Origin of the sequence: Streptomyces inhibens, assembly GCF_022221585.1 — a bacterium.
Classification (GTDB): Bacteria; Actinomycetota; Actinomycetes; order Streptomycetales; family Streptomycetaceae; genus Streptomyces; species Streptomyces inhibens.
Map to the genome: position 1 here is coordinate 8552924 of NZ_CP084681.1, position 20789 is coordinate 8573712.

Below are 20789 nucleotides of genomic sequence, written 5' to 3' on the forward strand. Positions count from 1 at the left end.
GTCCCGTTTTATCCCGCGCGTCATGGCGGCACTAACCTGGCGCAGGCCGTGTGATCTGCAACAACTTCAGATCCGCGGGCAGCGTCAGGCGGTCGCCGGCGAGCGCCGCGGCGATGGTCAGCGCCCCGTCGAGCGGGCTCCCGGCAGCGGCAGTCACGCGGGCGTCCGGCAGCCGCTCGGCGAGCGCCGTACGCAGCGGAGCCAGCAGTGGTTCGCCCATCCCGAACAGCCCGCCGGTGCACGCCACCGCGCTGCCGGCGCCCGGGGGACAGACCGCGGCCGCGGCGTCGGCGATATGCCCCGCCGCGGCGCGCACAATGCCGTCCGCTACGGCGTCGTCGTCGGCGGCGCAGCGGCCGACCTCCGGGGCGAACGAGGCCAGTACGGCGGGCCGGTCGGGCCGCGGATAGAGCGCGCCGGGCAGCTCGGTCACCGGACCGAACATCGCTGTCGCGCGGGCCAGCAGGGCGGCCGAACCGCCGGGCCGGCCGTCGTACGCGCGCATCGCGGCCTCCAGGCCGGCGCGGCCGATCCAGGCGCCGCTGCCGCAGTCGCCCAGCAGATGGCCCCAGCCGTCCGCGCGGCGCCAACCGCCCGCGCCGGTCAGGTCCGTGCCCAGGGCGATCATGCCGGTGCCCGCGGCGACCACCGCACCGGGCCGCTGGCCCAGCGCTCCGGCGTACGCGGTCACGGCGTCCGCCGCGAGGGCGAGACGCCGCACCCCGAACGCGGTGGCCAGCTCGGCGGGCAGCCGGGCGCGCAGCTCGTCGCCGAGCGTGGCCATGCCGGCGGCGCCCACGCATCCCGCCGTGAACCGGACCGCGCCCACCTCGCGCCGCAACTCCTCGGCGGCGGGCAGGAGTTGGGACAGCAGGTGCCCGGCGTCGATCCCGTGGGGGCCGGTGCGCACCGGCTCGTTCGAGGCGTATGTCGCCAGCGGCCGCGCCGCGGGGTCGTCCGCGCGCGCCACCGCGATCCGCAGCCCCGAACCGCCCGAGTCGACCCCGAGGACATGGTCGCCGGCCGGGACCGTCCCGCCCCCGGTGTCCGGGCCGCGCCCGGTGGGCTCACCCAAAGCCGCGGGCGTCCTGCTTGAGGGCGGTGTCGACGGTCAGAGCCGTGGCGACGACGAGGCTCAGCAGCGGGTCGGGCAGCTGGTGGTGGATCTGCAGGACGTAGTTGTCCGCGGTCGTGAACATCGTCTTGGCGAGGCCTTCCCAGGTCTTGGTGATCCGGGCGACCTCGGTGTCGGCGTGGTCCACGATCGCGAAGTCCCAGGCGCGCCAGTTCTCGGCCTTGATGGCGCCGATCTGTTGGCCGTTGACCATCATCGCGAAGTTGATCTTCCCGATGGCGTTCTGCTGCACGATCTCGCCGACCGGCGAGCCGTCCGGACGCTGCACGATCACCTTGGACTTGATGATCTTCGCGGGGCGGGTCAGCACCAGCTGCGGCTGGCCGTACGCGTCCCGGATCTCCAGCTTGTGGGTCATGTACTGATCCAGGCTGGAGACGACCCGCAGCACCTTCTTGGCCGTGCTCTGGCCGACCTGGACGACCGCGCCGAGGGTGTTGCCGTGCTGGTCGAAGACGCTGTACTCGTTGGTGACCTCGATCAGCTTGGCCTTCTGGTTGACCACCAGCACCGGCTCGGTGAACAGGGTCCCACCGCCCGGCCCACCGGCCGCCACCCCGGCCTGCTGTTGTACCTGCTGCTGCACGGCGCCCGGGTGCACGCCCGGCTGCCCCGGCATCTGCTGCTGTCCGTAGGGCTGCTGCATCGGCTGGCCGGGCGCCTGCTGGCCGGGCGCCTGCTGGGGGTGGCCGTAGCCCTGCTGCCCGTACGGTGCGCCGCCCTGCTGCTGGCCCGGGTACGGGGCCTGGCCCTGCGCCGGCTGCTGCTGCGGCGCGAACTGCTGCGGCATCTGCTGCTGCGGGGGCTGCTGGGTGGCCTGCTGCTGAGGAGCCTGGTGCTGATGCTGCGGAGCCTGCTGTTGTGCCGGCTGCTGTTGGACCTGGTGGGGGCCCGGCTGGGGCGCCGGGGCCTGGGCCGGCGCCGCGGCCTGCTGTCCCGGGTGGGTGTGCTCAGTCCACTGGGACCCGTCCCACCAGCGAAGTTGGTGGGGGGTGCCCTGAGGGTCGGCATACCAACCCGCAGGGATGTTCGCATTCGTCATGCGGCGAACACTATCGCCCGGGGTCAGGGCAGCCTCCAGTCGACGGGCTGCGCGCCCTGTCGCACCAGCAGGTCGTTCACCCGGCTGAAGGGCCGCGAGCCGAAGAAGCCCCGGTCGGCGGACATGGGGGAGGGGTGCGCCGACTCGACGGCCGGCAGATCGCCGAGCAGCGGCCGCAGATTGCGCGCATCGCGCCCCCACAGCACCGACACCAGCGGACGCCCACGCGCCACCAGCGCACGGATGGCCTGCTCGGTGACCTCTTCCCAGCCCTTGCCGCGGTGTGCGGCAGGCTTGCGGGGCGCCGTCGTCAGCGCTCTGTTCAGCAGCAGCACGCCCTGGCGGGTCCACGGGGTCAGGTCGCCGTTCGACGGCCGGGGCAGTCCGAGGTCGGAGTGCAGTTCGCGGAAGATGTTCTCCAGGCTCCCGGGCAACGGACGGACGTCCGGCGCCACGGAGAAACTGAGCCCGACCGCATGCCCCGGTGTGGGGTAGGGGTCCTGCCCGACGATGAGCACCCGCACCTCGTCGAAGGGCTGTTGGAAGGCGCGCAGCACATTGTTGCCGGCCGGCAGATAGGTACGTCCCGCGGCGATCTCCGCCCGCAGGAAGTCGCCCATCGCGGCGATCTGTCCGGCAACGGGCTCAAGTGCCTTGGCCCAGCCTGGTTCGACAATGTCTTGGAGAGGTCGTGCAGCCACGGGATCACCCTACTGGCCCAGGCCCGTTCCCCTTCAATCGATGGCCCGAGCCCTGGCCGTCCGGAACCGCCGAAGACGCCGGAAGCCGCGGAACGGAGCCGGAGGGGCGCAGTACTACTCGGATGAGCCCAACCGCCCTGTCCCTTCGCCGCGTTACCCCGGTATTCGAGTCATCGCCCTCGCCCTCCCCACACCATCCCCACACCATCCCCCCGCTTCCGCTTCCGCTCACGCAACGGCGGCCGCCCGTACGCACAGCACATCCGGCAGATGGGAGGCGAGCTGCTGCCAGCTGTCCCCGTCGTCCGCGCTGGCGTACACCTCGCCGTTGCGGTTGCCGAAATACACCCCGGCGGGATCGGTGTCGTCGACGGACAGCGCGTCCCTGAGCACCGTGCCGTAGTGGTCCTCCGCCGGCAGTCCGTCGGTCAGCGCCTCCCAGCTTCCGCCGGCGTCGGTCGTGCGGTAGACCCGGCAGCGGTGCTCGGCGGGCACCCGGTCGATGTCCGCGGTGATCGGGAAGAGATACGCGACATCCCCCTTGCGCGGATGCGCGGCCGTGGCGAAGCCGAAGTCCGAGGGCAGGCCGCTGCCGATGTCCGTCCACTGCGCGCCCGCGTCATCGCTGCGGTAGACGCCCCAGTGATTCTGCAGATACAAGCGGTCGCGGTTCACCGGGTCCTGCGCGATCTTGTGGACGCACTGGCCGAACTCCGGATGCTGATCCGGCAGAAAGACCGCCTTCACGCCCTTGTTCGACGGTGTCCAACTCGCGCCTCCGTCCCGCGTGCGGAAGACCCCGGCCGCGGAGACGGCGACGGTGACCGCATCGGCGTCCCGCGGGTCGGTGATCACCGTATGGACCGCCAGACCACCGCCGCCCGGCACCCACTTCTCGCGGCTCGGGTGGTCCCACAGCGCACGTACGAGCTCAAAGGTCTCGCCGCCGTCCTCGGAGCGGAACAGGCCGCCGGGCTCGGTGCCCGCGTAGACCACATCGGGCGCGGCCGGGCCCGCGGGATGCAGCTGCCAGACCCGCTCCAGCGAAGTCCCGGTGTCCTTCGGGTACTTGACCGCGGGGCGGGAGGGCTCGTGCCAGCTCTCGCCCAGGTCGTCGGAGTGGAAAACCGACGGGCCCCAGTGGGCGCTGTCGGCGCCGGCCAGCAGCCGGGGTGTCGCGCGGCGGGTGTCGATCCCGAGGGAGTACACCGCCTGCGCGGGGAAATGCGGTCCGCTCAATTCCCAGTCGCCGTGCCGCCGCCGGCCGATGAAGAGGCCTTTGCGGGTCCCCACCGCGAGTAGTACGTCAGTCATGCCGGAACACCTCCGGGACGCCGTTGTCTCAGACAGTGGCCAGTTTGCACCCGACCACTGACAACGGCGTCCCGGAGCGTATCCGCGCAGGTGGGACGGTGCGGTGCGGCTGCTGACGCGGTCTGCCGCACCTCGCGTGCGGCCTCAGACGGCCCGGTGGTACTGCGACGGCAGGGCGGTCTCGGCACCCAGTTCCCGCGCCGCGTGCTGCGCGAAGCTGGGGGAGCGCAGGAGTTCACGGCCGAGCAGTACGGCGTCGGCCTGACCGTCCGTGATGATCTTCTCGGCCTGTCGCGCCTCGGTGATCAGACCGACGGCGCCCACCGCGAGGCCCGCTTCCTTCTTGACCCGCTCGGCGAACGGCACCTGGTAGCCGGGCCCCGTAGCGATCTTGGCGTCCGGCGCATTGCCGCCCGTGGAGGTGTCCAGCAGGTCGATGCCGTGCTCCTTGAGATCGCGGGCGAAGCGCACCGTGTCGTCGGCCGTCCAGCCCTCGCGCTCGTCGCTCTCGTCCTCGGTCAGCCAGTCGGTCGCCGAGATCCGGAAGAAGACCGGCAGTTCCTCGGGCCAGACCTCCCGTACGGCGTCCACGATCTGCAGCGCGAACCGCGTCCGGTTCTCGTACGAGCCGCCGTACTCGTCGGTGCGCCGGTTGGTGAACGGGGAGAGGAACTCGTTGATCAGGTAGCCGTGTGCACCGTGGATCTCGGCCACCTCGAAGCCGGCCGCCAGCGCCCGGCGAGCCGTCGCCGCGAACTGCGCGACGATCTCACCAATCTGCGCCACGGACAGCTCCGCGGGGGTGGCGAACCCTTCGCCGAACGGCACCGGGCTCGGGCCCACCGGCTCCCATCCGTACCGCTGACCGGGGAGGATCGGCCCACCGCGGTTGACCCATGCACGCTCGGTGGACGCCTTGCGGCCGGCATGAGCGATCTGGATTCCCGGCACGGTCCCCTGGGCCTTGAGGAATGCGGTGATGCGGCGGAACGCCTCGGTCTGGGTGTCGTTCCACAGCCCGAGGTCGTAGGGGCTGATGCGCCCCTCGGGGCTCACCGCGGTCGCCTCCGTGAGGATGAGGCCGGTCCCGCCCACCGCCCGCGCGGCCAGGTGCTGGAAGTGCCAGTCGCCGGGCGCGCCCTCTGCCGGCCCCTCGGGCGCCGCGGAGTACTGGCACATGGGCGCCATCCAGAGGCGGTTCGGGACGGTCAGCGAGCGAAGGGTGATCGGCTCGAACAGTGCGCTCACGGCAGGCTCCTGTACCTGGAGAGGAACGGGTTCCGGTTGGCCCCGCACTCATACGATAAGCGTCGTACTACGGTGGATGTCAAACTACGATGCTTCTCGTACAATGAGCCTGCGGGCGGCGCGCCAGGCCATACCGGGCCCGCAGATTCAGTCAGGAGCCGTCATGCCGACCGATACGACATCAACGGGCGCCTCGTCGGGCTCCCGGGCGCTGGAACACCCGGCCCGTGCGGACATCCTGCTGACCGACGTCCTGCATGCCCTCGCCGACCCGATGCGACTGCGGATCGTGCGCACACTGGCCGCCGCCGAGGACGAGTTGAACTGCGCGGACATCCCCCTCCCGGTCAGCAAGTCGACGTGTACCCACCACTTCCGGGTGCTGCGCGAGCACGGTGTCATCCAGCAGCTCTACCGGGGCACGGCGAAGATGAACCGGCTGCGCCGGGCCGATCTGGACGAGCTCTTCCCCGGCCTGATCGACGGCGTCCTGCGGGCGGCGGACCTGCAGGCCCGCCGCCTCGGGGAGGATTAGGGCCTGTCCGATGGGTCAGGGTCGGACAGGCTCCATGGCACGGCAGGCCGCCGCAGGGAGGGCCAAGGGCTGCCCGCCGGCGGACAGCCCGGGGGATCAGCCGTTCACCCCCGCCGAGCGGGCCGCGTCCAACAGTCCCTCCCAGTCGGCCAGCTTGACGGTGCCGCGCCCCAATCCGTGGCCCCACTCCGCCTCGGCGGCTTCGATGGCCAGCCAGCCCGGCCACAGGACCGGCCGCTGCCCGGCCCGGGTCAGCGCGGCCACCGGGTCCTCGGCGGTGTCGCGATCCGCCAGCGTGCCGGCGTCCGCCAGCAGCGAGTGTGCGGTCTCCTTCGCGCACGGCCGGTTGGTTCCGATCACCCCCGTGGGGCCCCGCTTGATCCAGCCCGCCACGTACACACCGGGAAGCGGCGCACCGTCCCGCAGCACCCGGCCCGCCAGATGCGGCACCGTGCCGGTCGCCTCGTCGAACGGCAGCCCCGGCTGCGGCGTGCCCCGATAGCCGACCGAACGCAGCACCAACTGCCCCTCGATGTCCTCGAATTCGCCCGTGCCCCGGACTCCGCCCTGCCCATCGGGCGCCGTCCGCTCGAAGCGGACCGCGCGCACCCCCGTGGCGTCCCCGAGCACCTCGACCGGACGCAGGAAGAACCGCAGATGGATCCGCCGCCCCACCGGACTGGTGGCGGCCGTCGGCCGCTCCGCCCAGCCGCGCAGCACCTCGACGTTCCGCCGCCCCACCGCCGGCAGCTCGCCCGGATCCAGGTACGCCGGATCCAGCGCCAGCTCCTCGGGCTGTACGCGCACCTCCGTACCCGGAAGGGATCCCAGCTCCCGTAGCTCCTTGGTGGTGAACTTGGCCTGCGAGGGCCCGCGTCGGCCGACCATCCAGACATCCTCGACGCGGCTGTCCGCGAGCGCGCCGAGCGGTCCCTGCGGCATATCGGTGGTGGCGAGCTCGGCGGCACCACGGGACAGCATCCGCGCCACATCCACCGCGACATTCCCCACGCCGATCACGATCGCGGACCGCGCCGCGAGGGTGAAACGGACCGCGGCCGCATCCGGATGCGCGCTGTACCAGGCGACGAACTCGGTGGCCGGATGGCTGCCGGGCAGCTCCTCGCCGGGGATGCCCAGATGCCGGTCAGTGGCGGCGCCCACGCAGAACACCACCGCATGGAAGATCTCCCGCAGCTCCGCCACGCCCAGCCCCGGTGCCCCGACCTCCACATTGCCCAGGAAGTGCGCCCTGGGGTGCTCCAGCACCGTACGCAGATTGTTCTGCAGCGATTTGATCTTCTCGTGGTCCGGCGCGACGCCGTAGCGCACCAGACCGTACGGGCAGGGCAGCCGATCCAGGACGTACACCTCGATGTCCGGTACGGCCTGCTGCTCGATCAGGGACTGGGCGGTGTAGACACCGCTGGGCCCGGAACCGATCACTGCGACACGAAGCACGAGTGGCCCCTTTCGCGGGATACCCCCAGGATCGCACCGGCAGGCGCGCGACGGGAGATGCGCTATCGGGGTTGCTCCCGGTGGGATGAGCGTGCCGCGCTACTGGGCCGGGTGAGCTGGAGGCTAGGTTTTCAATGTGTCGGAAAGTGACTTTTATACCGTTAATCACCGATATGAGGCCCAGGGCGCGCCACGGAAGTGGCCCACGTGGGAGCTGCAGGCACATGGCTCGGCCGCGCCCGCCCCGGAGCCGGCCGCCCCGGAGGATCCTGCCGGATCCGACGGTCCTGGCTGCCCGCTGCCCCGGCTCGACCCGCTGGGCCCCTGGTGCAGCGCCCGGCTGACCTTCGCCGACGGCGCCCGGATCGATGTCCTTGTGACGGTCTCCGACGACCACATCACCGTCGAGGACGTACGTGCCGACCCGCCGCTGGCCCTGGACAGCCTCGCCGACCTGGCCCGCTGGATCGAGGGGCCGCTGGACGACGCCTTCCGGGCGGCCACCGGGAGGCCGCGGAAGACTCGGCCCGCGCCCCGGCAGCTCGGCCCGGCGGGCATGTCACCACAACGGGGCGGTGGGGCGACGGCCGGGCCGGAGCGGCAGCCCGGGCCGACGGCCGCGCCGGCTGCGGCGGACGCCGGGGTGGAGGAGGCGGCAACGGGGGCGGTGGGTGCCGTTCCTGGCGAGGGTGCGCCCCACGCCACGACAACGGGCGCCGGGATCGGCCACCTTGCCGTGACGTCCGCCGAGCCGTCAGCGGAACCGTCTGCTCATCCGTCGGCTGATCCGTCCGCGGAACCGTCGTCCGGGTCGCCCGCCGAGGCGGCCTCGGGAGCGGTCACTCCGTCCGAGCCGTCCGATCCATCCGCTCCGGCCGACCCGTCCGATCCGTCCGCGCCGCCCACGCCCACCTCGCCCTCCGCCCCGGCCGAGCGCGCCCGCTCCACCGTCCTCGCCCGGTCGCGGGCCGGTGAGCGTCGCAAGATCGCCGCGGACGCGTACCGCCAGGCCCAGCGGGAAGGGCGCGATCCGGTGCTGGCCGTCATGCTCGCCACCGGCCGCAATCGCCGACGATCGCTGCGACTGATCGCCGGCGCCCGCGACGAAGGTCTGCTGACGCCACGCCACAACAAACGGTGACGGGGCGGCGTTACGACGCCTGCCGCAGCTTCGCCCGGATCCGTGTCATCCGTCCGATCTCGGCGCTCTGCTGCGCGATGACGTCGTTCGCCATGTCCTCCACGAGCGCGTTGTTGCCCTCGGAGAGCACCTCGGTGGCCATGGAGATCGCGCCCTGGTGGTGCGCGATCATCAACTTCAGGAACAGCGCGTCGAACCTCTCGCCGCGCGCCGCCCGCAACTGATCGAGCTGCGCGGCGGTGGCCATCCCGGGCATCGCCCCGTGATGGTGGTGGCCGCCCTCCGTGTGCGGTCCGCCGTGACCGCTCAACCAGCCCTTCATCGCGTCGATTTCGGGTCCCTGGGCCGCGGCGATCCGCTCCGCCAGCCGCCCGACCTGCTCGCCGTCCGCATGCCGCGCGGCCAGCTCCGTCATCACCAGCGCCTGCTGATGGTGCGGAATCATCATCCGGATGTAGCTGAAGTCGGCGGAGTTGGGGGAGTCGGCGCTGCGTGCCTTCCTGGCCTCATCGGCGGTGAGGGTCTTCGCCGGTTCGCCCGGCTTTCCCGGTGCCACCACCTTCGGGCCGCCCGCCTCGCTCGCCTTCTTGGTGTCGTCATCGGACGAACAGCCGCTCAGCGCAAGGGAGATGGCCAGCGAGAAGCCGGCCGTGGCGAGGGCGATCGCTCTTCTGGGACGCGTCAACGCACACACTCCTGTCCGTCGGACCATCCATCGGGCCTGGGGCGCCCTTGCCGGGGCATTACCTACCCCGTACGGGCGTTACATCTTCATTGCCTTCTATTGATATGTACATGAAGAGCGCGATACTACCGGGGCCAAGAACCGTTCACATCGGAACGGACCTCAGGGAGGACCTTGTGACGTCGTTGCACAGACCTCGCGTGCGGCGCAGATCCCTCGGAGCGGTGACCGCGGCCTTCGGGCTCGCGGCCGCCCTCCTCGTGGCCGGACCCGCGGCCGCGACCCCCGACCCGGGCGACCATCCCTCCACGGCCAAGGAGGTGAGCCGCGGCCAGGAGGCGGACACCAGGGCCGCGATCAAGAACGGCGAGATACCCGGCGTGGACGAGGTCGTGCACAGCGACAACGTCCGCCATCTGACCAACATCCCCAAGCAGGCGCTCCTGGGCACCAACTCCGACCTCGCCTTCCAGGGGAAGTACGCGTTCGCCGGCAACTACGACGGCTTTGTGATCTACGACATCTCCCGGCCCGAAGCGCCCCGGACCGTGAGCCAGGTGCTCTGCCCCGGCTCGCAGAACGATGTCTCGGTCTCCGGGAATCTGCTGTTCCTGTCCACGGACTCCTCGCGCACCGACAACTCCTGTAACAGCGCTACACAGCCCGCGACCGAGAAGTCCTCCTGGGAGGGCATGAAGGTCTTCGACATCAGCGACAAGGCGCACCCCAAGTACGTCGCCGCCGTCGAAACCGCCTGTGGTTCGCACACCCACACGCTGGTCCCCGAGCGCCGCGACGTCTACATCTATGTCTCGTCGTACTCGCCCAGCGAGAGCTTCCCCGACTGCCGGCCGCCGCACGACGGCATCTCCGTCATCAAGGTGCCGCGCTCCGCGCCGGAAAAGGCCGCCGTCATCGACTTTCCCGTTCTCTTCCCGGACGGCGGCAACCCCGGCGGCACCACCAACCCGGGCGTTTCACAGACCACCGGCTGCCACGACATCACCACCTTCCCGAAGCTGAAGCTGGCCGCGGGCGCCTGCATGGGCGACGGCATCCTCCTGGACATCGCGAACCCGGCCGCGCCCAAGGTCATCGACCGGGTCCAGGACAACGTCAACTTCGCCTTCTGGCACTCCGCGACCTTCAACGAGCGGGGAAACAAGGTGGTGTTCACCGACGAGCTGGGCGGCGGCGGAGCGGCCACCTGCAACGAGAAGACCGGGCCGAACCGCGGCGCCGACGGGATCTACGACATCGTCGGCAAGGGCACCCACCGCAAGCTCGTCTTCAAGAGCTACTACAAGATCCCGCGCCACCAGGCCGACACCGAGAATTGCGTCGCCCACAACGGCTCGCTGATCCCGGCCAAGAACCGCGACATCATGGTCCAGGCGTGGTACCAAGGCGGCGTCTCCATCTGGGACTTCACCGACTCCGCGCACCCCAAGGAGATCGGCTACTTCGAACGCGGCCCGATCTCCACGGACTCACTTGTCACCGGCGGCGCGTGGTCCGCGTACTACTACAACGGCCACATCTACTCCAACGACATCGCCAAGGGCTTCGACGTCCTCGCGATCGACGACCGCCGCACCGACAGCGCCGAGTCGGTTCGGATGAGGGAGCTCAACGTGCAGACCCAGCCCGACTACCGCTGACGTTCCGGGCCCTGTGTCCGCGTCCCGTCGGGCGGTTCCTCGTCCGGCGGGACCCCCAACTCCCAGTCCAGCCCGTACCGTTGGAACAATTCGGCGCGCAGCCGGGCCCGCGGCATCGGTGCCCCCGGCAGCAGCATCGGCACCACCGAACCCATCAGCAGCGCCCGCAGCAGCGGATAGTCGGCATCGGGATCCGGTGATCCGTACGCCACGACCGTCTCGCGCAGCAATTGGGCCAGCCGTTGCTGCTCGGGGCATTGAATAAATCCCTCGGCCGTCAGAATTCCCGCCATATGCGTACGCATCAGCAATGGATGATCATGCGCAAGGCCCAGAATGGCGTCGATGGCGCGGGCCAGCAGCTCCCGCCCGGCGTCCGGCCCGGTCGGCCGCGGCTCGCGTTCCAGCGCCGCCTGCAGGGTGCGATGCATCAGCCGGTGCACGGCGGACTGCAGCAGCTGACGCTTGCCGGGGAAGTAGTACGAGATCAGCCCGCGCGCCGCCCCCGCCCGCTCGGCGATGTCCCCGAGGGTCGTCGCTTCGAAGCCGCGCTCTCCCACCAGGTCGACCGTCGCCTGCAGCAGCCGCTCGCGGGAGCGCCGCCGCAATTCTTCATTGACCGATGCGCTGCGGGGGGACATCCTGTAACTCCTGCGTTGACTGGCTGAGAGCCAATATACTCAGCCCGACTCCGGATGTCCGTCCCCTTGCCCGGGGAGGGCCGGAATCCGGTCAAGCTGCCTGATTCGGGCGACGCGGGGGATCGCCCGAATCGGGCGCAGGAGCTGCCCGGCTGGACTCGCTGACCTGCGTTTTTGCAGGTCAGTCGGCCCGGCCGGGCAGAAGACGCGCTGCGGGACCACTCATGGCCGGCCGGCGGGCCTCCTCAGGCGCCGTCTGCCTGCTTCGCGCCGTAGCGCGGTGCCCCGGTGTTCGAAGGGGCAGCCGCGGTCCGCGGCGGCGAAGGAGCGGTGGTGCCGATTTCACTCCAGACCTCGTTCAGCGCCGCGGCGAATTCTTCGACATCGTCATGGGTGTGGACGGCGGACGGTGCGATGCGCAGGATCTCCTCGCCGGTGCGGACGCTCGGCGCATTGATCGCCTGGGCGTAGATACCGTGCTGATGGAGGAGCCGGGCGGCGGCTTCTTTGCAGGTGGTGTCGTCGCCGATGAGGACGGACACGATATGGGAGTCGTCGGAGACATGGGGGATGCCGTGTTTTCCGAGGAGGCGCTGCAGATGGCGGGCATTCTCGTGGAGCCGTTCGCGTTCGCGGTCGGAGCCGCGCAGGTACCGGACGGCGGCGAGTGCGCCGGCGGCGACGGCCGGAGGCAGTGACGTCGTGAAGATGAAGGGACGCGAAAAGTTCCTGACGGCGTCGATGAGCGGAGCCGGGCCCGCGAGGTAACCGCCGGCGGTGCCGAATCCCTTGCCGAGAGTCCCCATGATGACGGTGAAGTCGTCACGGAGCCCCTCGCGGGCGGCGATACCGGCCCCTTGGGGACCGTACAGACCGACGGCGTGGACTTCGTCGAGGAACGTGGTGGCCTGATGACGGCGGGCGATCTCCGCGATCTCGGCGAGGGGAGCGATATCGCCGGACATCGAGTAGACGGACTCCAGAACGATCAGCTTGGGACGGTCCGGGTCGGAGGCCGCGATCAGTTCTTCCAGGTGCGCGGTGTCGTTGTGGCGGAAGATGCGCTTTTCGGCGCCGCTGTGCCGGAGTCCGTCGATGATGGAGGCATGGTTGAGCTCGTCGGAGAAGACGATGCAGTCGTCCATGCGTCCGGCGAGAACCGTCAGCGCTCCGTCGTTCGCGGCATATCCGGAGCTGAACAGCAGCGCGGAATCCTTGCCGTGGAGAGTGGCCAGTTCCTTTTCGAGCAGGACGTGACAGTGATTGGTCCCGCTGATGTTCCGCGATCCCCCTGAACCGGCCCCGTATTCGTCGATGGCGCGCTTCATCGCCTCCAGGACAACCGGATGCTCGCCCATGCCGAGATAATCGTTGCTGCACCAGACGCTGATCTCGGAAACCGTACTTCCTGGTCGGATTCCGCGGGCGAGGGCCTTGGGGAATCGTCCTGCGTGTCGCCCCACTTCCATGAAGTCCCGCCTCCCGTTCCCCAGTTCCGCCAGTTCCCGCGAAAAGAAGTCCACGTGCTGTGACATGAGGTCGCCTCGCTCCGGTGATGGTGGTGACCATGGTGGGCTCAGGACCCTCGTGGTATCGAGGCAGTTAACGCACGAGGACAGTTGGTGGACAGTCAACTTCCCCCTGGGGTAACAAGATTGGCGGCTTTGCCGCGCCTGTGGAGGTCATGGTTGTGCCGTGCTCCCTCAGCGGTCCCACCAGCAAGAACAGCGTGAACTCCTGTCAAAAACACAACAAGGACGGAGACGCCATGTCTCTTTCGGCAGCGGCCATACTCGCGGAGTCCGCGGCGCGTCGGCCCGAACATCCGGCGGTCTTATACGGCACGGAAAGTGTTTCGTACCGCGAGCTCTGGTACAGCGCCCGCAAGTACGCGGCGGTGCTGCGTGACCGTGGAATCGGCCCGGGGGACAAAGTCGCGCTGCTTCTGCCCAACATTCCGGAATTTCCGGCGGCGTATTTCGGCGTGCTGGCGCTCGGTGCGGTCGTGGTTCCGGTGAACACCCTGCTGAAATCCGGCGAGATCGAGCATGTGCTGAGAGATTCCGGCGCGAAGGTGCTGGTGTGCGCCGGACCGTTGCTCGGGGAAGGGGCCAAGAGCGCCGGGGCGGCCGCGGTGCCTGTCCTCGCGGTGCTGCCGGGGGGCGATGCGGACATCCCGCGCCTCGACGAACTCGCCGCACGTGCCCGGCCGATCGACCACTACGTACCGTGCGAACCCGCCGACATCGCGCTGATCCTCTACACCTCCGGCACCACCGGTCAGGCCAAGGGCGCCATGCTCACCCAGCTCAACGTCGTGATGAACGTCGACACGACGATGCTCTCCCCCTTCGATTTCCAGCCGGACGACCTCCTGCTCGGCTGTCTGCCGCTGCACCATTCCTTTGGCCAGATGTGCGCGATGAACGCCTGCTTCCGAGCCGGAGCGTCCTTGGTGCTGATGGAGAGATTCGATGCCGAAGAAACTCTGGAAGTCATGGAAAAGCATCGATGCACGGTGTTCATGGGCGTCCCGACCATGTACTCGGCACTTCTTGACGCGGCCGAACTGGACGGCCGCCGCCCGCAACTGGACCGGGCGTTCTCCGGTGGGTCGGCGCTGCCCGTAAAGACACTTCAGGAATTCCAGGCGACCTTCGGCTGCCAGATCTACGAAGGGTACGGGCTCACGGAAACCTCTCCCGTGGTGACGTACAACCAGAAGGCATGGCCCTGCCGGCCGGGCACCGTGGGGCGGCCGATCTGGGGAGTGGAGGTGGAGATCGCCCGGGCCGATGTGGAGGGCGGTATCGCATTGCTGCCCACCGGCGAGCTGGGCGAAGTCGTCGTACGGGGCCACAATGTGATGGCCGGATATCTCAACCGGCCCGAGGCGACGGCCGAGGTCGTGGTGGACGGCTGGTTCCGCTCGGGCGACCTCGGGGTCAAGGACGCCGACGGCTATCTGACCATCCTCGACCGGAAGAAGGACCTGGTGCTGCACGGCGGGTTCAATGTGTACCCGCGGGAGGTGGAGGAGGTACTGACGGGGCATCCGGCCATTGCCCAGGTCGCGGTCATCGGTCTCCCGCACGAGGTCTACGGCGAGGTGGTGTGCGCCGTCGTGGTGCCAAAGTCGGGCACCACACCGGGGCCCGCGCTCGCCCGGGAGATCATCACCTGGAGCATGGAGCGCCTTGCCGCCTTCAAATGCCCACGGTCGGTGGAGTTCGTCGACGCTTTCCCGCTCGGCCCCAGCGGAAAGATACTCAAGCGCGAACTCACTGCCATGTACGCCTCCGGACGGCCGACGCCGTCGACCGGACCCCGTACCGGATCCGCCACGGGCCACTGAGCTACCCGGACTCGGGGGCTTCGGACGGCGAGGCGAACGGCGTCCGAGGAGAACCGGCGCGCGGCCCGCTCCGGCACGCGCGCCCGGTCAAGGGCGTCACACGTTACGCCTCGGACGAGGCGCTCAGCCGCATGGTGGCGGAAGTCGTCGAGGGGCCGGGGTCGGGGTCGGCCGGTTCGACCTGATGCGGCACATCGTCGCGCCCTGGCGGATCCGCTTCCCGTACCGCTCTTCGGCGGTGCCCCCATGCCCCGCGGGCTCAGCCGACCGGCACGGTGGCGGTCTCCTTCTTTGCCATGGGGCCCGACCAGGTGCGTCGCGGAGGGCGGCCGACGAACTTTCCGAAGAGCAGCGCCGCCGCTGTGGCCGCGAGCACGCCGGGCACCATCTCGTAGATGCCCGACTGGAGCGGCCCGAGGAGCGGGTCGATGTGCTTCCACGCGACGACGGTGACCGCGCCCGTCACGATGCCGGCCATCGCCCCGGCCCGCGTCATCCGCGGCCAGTACAGCGACAGCAGGATCACCGGGCCGAAGGCGGCGCCGAAGCCCGCCCAGGCGTACGCGACGATGTCCAGTACGGCGCCGCCGCTGAGGGCGATGACGTAGGCCACCAGCGCGACGACCACCACCGTCGCGCGCGCCGCCAGCACCATCGACGCATCCGAGGCCCGCCGCTTGACGAACGCCCGGTAGAAGTCCTCGGTGAGGGCCATCGCCGAGACCAACAGCTGGCTGTCCGCGGTGGACTTGATCGCGGCCAGTACGGCGACCAGCAGGATGCCGGCGATCCAGGGATTGACCAACTGGGCGCAGAGCGCGATGAAGACGGTCTCCGGATTGTCCAGCGGATGGTCCAGCGCGGCGATCCCCACCAGCCCCACGAGCGAAGCACCCGCCAGGCAGACGACCACCCAGCCCACACCGATACGCCGGGCCAAGGGGATCTCGCGTGTGCTGCGGATACTCATGAAACGGACCAGGATGTGAGGCTGGCCGAAGTAGCCCAGCCCCCAGGCGAGCAGGGAAATCACCGCCACCGCGCTGAGCGGCCCACCGGACGTCCACCGGCTGCCGTCGAAGCCGGCCTTGGCCCCCATGTCCAGCAGCGACGGGCTCTTGTGGGTGAGCACAGAGTGCATCGCATGGAATCCCCCCAGCAGCCCGATACCGATCGCCGGGAGTGCCACGGCCGCGCAGAACATCAGCGTGGCCTGCACCGAGTGCGTCACACTCACGGCACGGAAACCGCCCAGGACGGTGTAGACGACGATCACCACGGCGAAGACGGTGAGCGCGAACTCGAAGCCGCCTCCGAAGATCCCCTCGAACAGCACGCCCCCGGCCAGGAGGCCGCTGGCGACGTAGACGGTGAAGAACACGACGGTGACGGTCGCAGAGACCAGACGCAGCATCCTGCTGCCGTCCTCGAACCGCTCCTCCAGATATGCCGACAGCGTCTTGGCGTCGCCGGCCAGCTCGGTGTACGTACGCAGACGCGGCGCGACCAGAAGCCAGTTGAGATAGGTGCCGATGGCCAGCCCGACGGCAATCCACGTGGCGCCGATCCCCGCCGCGTAAACAGCTCCGGGCAGCCCCAGGAACAGCCAACCGGACATATCACTGGCGCCGGCGGACAGGGCCGCCAGCGGTGCACTCAGCCGGCGCCCGCCCAGAGCGAAATCGGAGAACGTCACGGTGTCCTGATACGTCCAGATGCCCACCGCCACCATGGTGAGCAGAAATATCCCAAATGTGATCATGACCGGTACGATCAGGAGTGTCACCACTGCTCCCTCGGTGCAGGCGCTGCCAAGTAGTGCGGGCCCCTGGGGGAAATCCCACGAGAACATCCCGGGACAAGAAGGCCCCGGCGCGAGCCGACGATACGGATCCGTCACTGCCGGTGGCACCCTTTTGGAAAGATGTCCCTGGCATCCGTAACCCCTGCGGACCCAAGGCGGCGCCGGGCGTGGGGACATACCGCGCCACCCTTCCACACAGCACGCAACACCCCTTATCCGTCGAGTACTTGGCGATTACGGCCGGAAGCGGGCCAGGAAGCGCAGCAGCGGACGGCGCCGTCCGCGAGAATCCCGGATCGCGCAGCCGCAAAGGCCCTTGCCGTGTCGGCAAACGAAGAGAGGCAGCTTCATCCATCGCGCCATAGCGTGAAGAGATGGGCCAAAGATGTCCCGTACGGGAGCAAGCCTCAGCGGAGTAAAGGGGTGATGCGCGATGACCGAGTTCGCAGAGCACGGGCCGCGGAACGCCGGGGACCTCGGGCGGACGACCATTGCCGACGGGGTGGTCGCGAAGATCGCCTACCTGGCGGCCGGGGAGGTGGAGGGGGTTCATGCCCTGGGCAGCGGACTCTCGCGATCGGTGGGAGCGCTGCGCAAGCGCGTACCCGGTGGCGGTACGACCACCACGCACGGCGTCAAGGTCGAGGTCGGCGAGAAGCAGACGGCGGTTGATCTGGACATCGTCGTCGAGTACGGCGAAGTCATCCCCGAGGTCGGGAGAGCCGTGCGCGAGAACGTGATTTCCTCGGTGGAGCGGATGACCGGCCTCGAGGTCGTGGAAGTCAATATCGCGGTGAGTGATGTGAAGCTTCCCGAGGAGGAGGAAGGCGAGGGGACCCAGGAACGGGTCATCTAGCGACAGGGACAGCCGGATGAGAGCCGCGTGGTTCCAGAATTCCGGCCGCTACTTCCGGCAGCAGCGGTACCTACAGAAAGCAGTCGTGGGAGTGGGTGGACTCCTGCGGTCGAGGGTGGTGCTCAAACGCGGGGCCTGCGGTTGTTGCCGGTTGCTCCCTGTGGTGCCTCGTTGCGCCTGGTCGTTATGGCTCATCGTTCTTCAGTCCGGCGGCGAAAGCTCCCTGGCGGCTCGTTGCGGGACGACCGTGTAGGCGGGGTCCTGGGCGGAGGCGATTCCGGCCGCGAAGATGCCGAAACGGGTGCACGCCGAGCCCGCGAGCAGCGCCAGACCGCCGGCCACAGCCGCCGCGCGGTACCGGCCTCCGCCGATCGCCACGGTCGCCGCGGCGCCGCCGATGAGGACCTCCGCGCAGCGCAGCAGCCGGCCCGCCCGCCCCTTCCGGTAGGTCTCCGCCACCATCCCCAGGCGCCGCTCGGCCGCCCGGGTCGCCACCGCGTCGGTCGCGGCGGCCAGCACGGCGGCACAGCGGGCGGGGGCGTTCTCGCGGGCCGGCGCGAGAAGGAGCGCCATGCCCGCGGCAGCGGCGGTCGCGGAGGCGGCGAAGAGGTACGGCAGCTCGCGGTGCGCGCCGTGCCAGGCCGGTACGGCGGTGTCCGCCGCGAGGACCGCGGTGTACGTGGCCACGGCCGGTCCCAGCACCGCGGCGGCCGCGGTGGCGGCGGCACCGGCCCGCGGCAGCCGGCCGGTGACCGCGCATACGGCCGCTGCGCCGGCCGCCAACCCGTATCCGCCCAGCAGCCATGAGCCGACGCTCATCGGTGAGGTCGGCTTCAGCACCCGCAGCATGTGGGCGAACCGGCCGGGGCGCCCGAGGTCCTTGATGAGCGCGGCGGCGGACAGCGACACCGCCGCGAGCGAGGAGACCTTCATCGTCGTCGCCAGGGAGGCGCGGCCGGTCAGCCGGGCGCCCGCGGCGAGCACCGAACCCGCGCCCGCCAGGCCGCCGAGAAAGAAGCATCCGGCGATGTCCCGGGCCGCCCAGGAGGGGGCCTTGATGATCGGCTTGCCGTAGTAGGAGCGGAACTCCGCCCCCGGGACCATGAGTTCCTCGCCTTTGCGGGCGCGTCGCGAGCGCCGGCCCCCGTTCGGGGGCGTGCGGTGTGTCATCGTCGTACCTTCCTTCGCAGGATCGCGGGCAGCGCGAACGGCAGCGCGAACGGCAGCGCGAACGACAGCGCGACGCTGCCCGCCAACGACAGCGCCGCCGCCCCCGCGTGCTTCCACATGGCGGGCAGGTCCCGGGTGGTGACCACCGGGTCGGGCGGCAGCCCGTACACCTCGGGCTCGTCGAGCAGCAGGAAGAACGCCCCGTCGCCGCCGACCCCGTCCTCGGGATCGTGTCCGTACAGCCGGGCGTCGTGCACTCCCGCCGCGTGCAGCTGATCCACCCGTAGTGCCGCGCGCTCGCGCAGCTCGTCCAGCGGGCCGAACCGGATCGACTCGGTCGGGGACGCCTTGGCGCAGGCCGGCTCCTGTCCGGCGCCGAGCCGGTCGTAGCACAGCGTGCACTTGAAGGCGCGGCCGTCGGACGGGCGTTGCTCGATGACGCCGTAGGGGCAGGCGGGAACGCAGTAGCCGCAGCCGTTGCAGATGTCCTCCTGGACCACGACGGTCCCGAACTCGGTACGGAAGAGCGAGCCGGTCGGGCAGACGTCGAGGCAGGCCGCATGGGTGCAGTGCTTGCAGACGTCCGACGACATCAGCCAGCGCAGGTCGCCGCCCGGTGCCGGTGGGTGTGCGGCGCCCCCGTTCGGGGCCGCGTCGGCGAGGGGGAGTTCCGTACGGCCCTCGGGCGCGGGCACGAGGGCTGCGGGCACCCGGTCCGTGGGCTGTGGGGCCGACTGCTCGATGAAGGCCACATGCCGCCATGAGGACGCGCCGAGGCCCCCGGTGTTGTCGTACGACATGCCGGTGAGCGACAGCCCGTCCTCCGGGAGGGCGTTCCACTCCTTGCACGCCACCTCGCACGCCTTGCAGCCGATACACACGGAGGTGTCGGTGAAGAACCCCACCCGTGGCGGGGCATCGGTATGGCCGGCGTCGCCGGCCATACCGGGCTCCGGGACATCGCGGCACGTCCGCGCCCCAGGGGGTCCCCGCCGGTGAGCTGCCGGTACGCGGGCCAGTCGCGTAGCAGCCTGCGTACGCCCATGGTTCCTCCAGCGTGTCGACTCTGCGGTACCCCTCCAAGCTCGCTCCCGCGGGCCTCGCGTGCCCCTTGGTGGGCGTGTCACTCACCCAACCGGGCACGTGAAGGGCCGCGGGCCCCGGTGGCACATGCGCACATGCGGCACCGGCCGCCGCGCGCCACAGTGAGAGATGCGGCCGTCGGCACGAAGGGCAGGCGGGTGAGGTGAGCGGCAGGAACGCACTGACGGCCTACCGCGGCAAACGGCACTTCGACCGGACCGCCGAACCGCCGGGCGAGCGGCCGCCCGCCGGCGAAACGCCCTGCTTCGTGGTGCAGATCCATGACGCGAGCACCCTGCACTTCGACTTCCGGCTGGAGGTCGACGGCGTACTGAAGTCCTGGTCCGTGCCCAGGGGCCCGTCCGCCGACCCGCACGACAAGCGGCTGGCGATGCCCACCGAGGACCATCCGCTGGAGTACCGGGAATTCGAGGGCGTCATCCCGGCGGGGGAGTACGGCGCGGGCACCGTGATCGTCTGGGACCAGGGCAGCTATCACCCCCTGACCCGGAAGAAGAAGGGCCGCACCCGCTCGTTCAGCGAGTCCTTGGCGGACGGCCATGCCTCCTTCTGGCTAGACGGCAGCAAGCTCCACGGCGGCTATGCGCTCACCCGGTTCCGTACCGGCGAGGGCCCCGGGAAACGGGAGTTCTGGCTGCTGGTGAAGGAGAACGACGACCGGGCCGAGCGGCGCGGTACCCCCGACGCCCGGCGGGCCCGCTCCGTACGCAGCGGGCGGACCCTGAAGCGGGTGGCCGCCGAGGAGGCCGCGGAGCGGGGAGACGGCTGATGAGCGGGGCCGTGCGCCCGATGCTCGCCGTGCTCAGCGGCCGGCGGGAATGCGGCGACGGCTGAATATTCGAACGCAAGCTCGATGGGGTGCGGGTGGGTGGGCGATGATGGAGCGCAATATGCAACCCCGTATTCATATGCAACCCCGTATCCATATGCAGACCC

General features: G+C 70.1%; 18 protein-coding genes. 6 read left to right on the top strand and 12 right to left on the bottom strand.

All coding sequences use genetic code 11. From position 1 onward, the window contains the following. Positions 1-31 precede the first annotated feature (31 nt). The 5 genes from KI385_RS38280 to KI385_RS38300 all read right to left on the bottom strand — a co-directional run bounded on the left by KI385_RS38280 (position 32) and on the right by KI385_RS38300 (position 5440). Entirely contained in the window at positions 32-1075 is a 1044-nt protein-coding gene (locus KI385_RS38280; RefSeq protein WP_238576615.1) for an N-acetylglucosamine kinase, read from the bottom strand. Continuing rightward, positions 1068-2177, bottom strand: a complete 1110-nt coding sequence (locus KI385_RS38285) for an LURP-one-related family protein (RefSeq protein WP_238576616.1) — start codon at positions 2175-2177, stop codon at positions 1068-1070. The genes KI385_RS38280 and KI385_RS38285 overlap by 8 nt, the downstream gene beginning before the upstream one ends. A 23-nt stretch (positions 2178-2200) precedes the next feature. Next, entirely contained in the window at positions 2201-2878 is a 678-nt protein-coding gene (locus tag KI385_RS38290) for a uracil-DNA glycosylase (RefSeq protein WP_238576617.1), read from the bottom strand. Between the two features lie 228 nt (positions 2879-3106). Next, positions 3107-4192, bottom strand: a complete 1086-nt coding sequence (locus tag KI385_RS38295; protein WP_238576618.1) for a WD40/YVTN/BNR-like repeat-containing protein — start codon at positions 4190-4192, stop codon at positions 3107-3109. Between the two features lie 144 nt (positions 4193-4336). Next, on the bottom strand, positions 4337-5440 hold the full coding sequence (locus KI385_RS38300; RefSeq protein WP_238576619.1) for an NADH:flavin oxidoreductase/NADH oxidase: 1104 nt from the start codon (positions 5438-5440) through the stop codon (positions 4337-4339). Between the two features lie 163 nt (positions 5441-5603). On the opposite strand from KI385_RS38300, the gene KI385_RS38305 reads away from it, so the two are divergent. Further along, complete coding sequence (locus tag KI385_RS38305) at positions 5604-5975, top strand: ArsR/SmtB family transcription factor (protein WP_238576620.1); 372 nt, start codon at positions 5604-5606, stop codon at positions 5973-5975. 96 nt (positions 5976-6071) lie between these two features. Here the strand turns inward: KI385_RS38305 and KI385_RS38310 are convergent, their stop codons facing one another. Then, on the bottom strand, positions 6072-7436 hold the full coding sequence (locus KI385_RS38310; RefSeq protein WP_238576621.1) for an FAD-dependent oxidoreductase: 1365 nt from the start codon (positions 7434-7436) through the stop codon (positions 6072-6074). 136 nt (positions 7437-7572) lie between these two features. On the opposite strand from KI385_RS38310, the gene KI385_RS44735 reads away from it, so the two are divergent. Further along, entirely contained in the window at positions 7573-8577 is a 1005-nt protein-coding gene (locus tag KI385_RS44735) for a DUF6214 family protein (RefSeq protein WP_281066943.1), read from the top strand. 10 nt (positions 8578-8587) lie between these two features. On the opposite strand, the gene KI385_RS38320 is transcribed toward KI385_RS44735, so the two are convergent. Beyond that, a complete protein-coding gene (locus tag KI385_RS38320; RefSeq protein WP_238576622.1) occupies positions 8588-9289 on the bottom strand; it encodes a DUF305 domain-containing protein in 702 nt (233 codons plus the stop codon). 149 nt (positions 9290-9438) lie between these two features. Between KI385_RS38320 and KI385_RS38325 the strand changes: the two genes are divergently transcribed. Continuing rightward, positions 9439-10923, top strand: a complete 1485-nt coding sequence (locus KI385_RS38325) for an LVIVD repeat-containing protein (RefSeq protein WP_238576623.1) — start codon at positions 9439-9441, stop codon at positions 10921-10923. On the opposite strand, the gene KI385_RS38330 is transcribed toward KI385_RS38325, so the two are convergent. Together KI385_RS38330 and hemA are read right to left on the bottom strand one after the other, a co-directional pair. Then, positions 10914-11564: a TetR/AcrR family transcriptional regulator gene (locus KI385_RS38330; RefSeq protein WP_238576624.1), complete on the bottom strand. Its 651-nt coding sequence runs from the start codon at positions 11562-11564 to the stop codon at positions 10914-10916. The genes KI385_RS38325 and KI385_RS38330 overlap by 10 nt on opposite strands. 245 nt (positions 11565-11809) lie before the next feature. Beyond that, on the bottom strand, positions 11810-13099 hold the full coding sequence (hemA, locus tag KI385_RS38335; protein ID WP_238576625.1) for a 5-aminolevulinate synthase: 1290 nt from the start codon (positions 13097-13099) through the stop codon (positions 11810-11812). A 233-nt stretch (positions 13100-13332) separates the two neighbouring features. On the opposite strand from hemA, the gene KI385_RS38340 reads away from it, so the two are divergent. Continuing rightward, on the top strand, positions 13333-14919 hold the full coding sequence (locus KI385_RS38340) for a long-chain-fatty-acid--CoA ligase (RefSeq protein ID WP_238576626.1): 1587 nt from the start codon (positions 13333-13335) through the stop codon (positions 14917-14919). A gap of 259 nt (positions 14920-15178) precedes the next feature. Here the strand turns inward: KI385_RS38340 and putP are convergent, their stop codons facing one another. Further along, on the bottom strand, positions 15179-16681 hold the full coding sequence (gene putP, locus KI385_RS38345) for a sodium/proline symporter PutP (RefSeq protein WP_238576627.1): 1503 nt from the start codon (positions 16679-16681) through the stop codon (positions 15179-15181). Positions 16682-17156: 475 nt separating this feature from the next. On the opposite strand from putP, the gene KI385_RS38350 reads away from it, so the two are divergent. Beyond that, positions 17157-17579, top strand: coding sequence for an Asp23/Gls24 family envelope stress response protein (locus tag KI385_RS38350; protein WP_238576628.1), 423 nt, complete (start codon positions 17157-17159; stop codon positions 17577-17579). Positions 17580-17780: 201 nt separating this feature from the next. Here the strand turns inward: KI385_RS38350 and nrfD are convergent, their stop codons facing one another. After that, the gene (gene nrfD, locus KI385_RS38355) at positions 17781-18683 is read right to left on the bottom strand and encodes an NrfD/PsrC family molybdoenzyme membrane anchor subunit (RefSeq protein WP_425357114.1); all 903 of its coding nucleotides are present in this window, start codon (positions 18681-18683) and stop codon (positions 17781-17783) included. A 62-nt stretch (positions 18684-18745) separates the two neighbouring features. Continuing rightward, entirely contained in the window at positions 18746-19693 is a 948-nt protein-coding gene (locus KI385_RS38360; RefSeq protein ID WP_238576630.1) for a 4Fe-4S dicluster domain-containing protein, read from the bottom strand. Between the two features lie 302 nt (positions 19694-19995). On the opposite strand from KI385_RS38360, the gene KI385_RS38365 reads away from it, so the two are divergent. Then, on the top strand, positions 19996-20622 hold the full coding sequence (locus KI385_RS38365) for a DNA polymerase ligase N-terminal domain-containing protein (protein ID WP_238576631.1): 627 nt from the start codon (positions 19996-19998) through the stop codon (positions 20620-20622). The last annotated feature ends 167 nt before the right edge of the window (positions 20623-20789 follow it).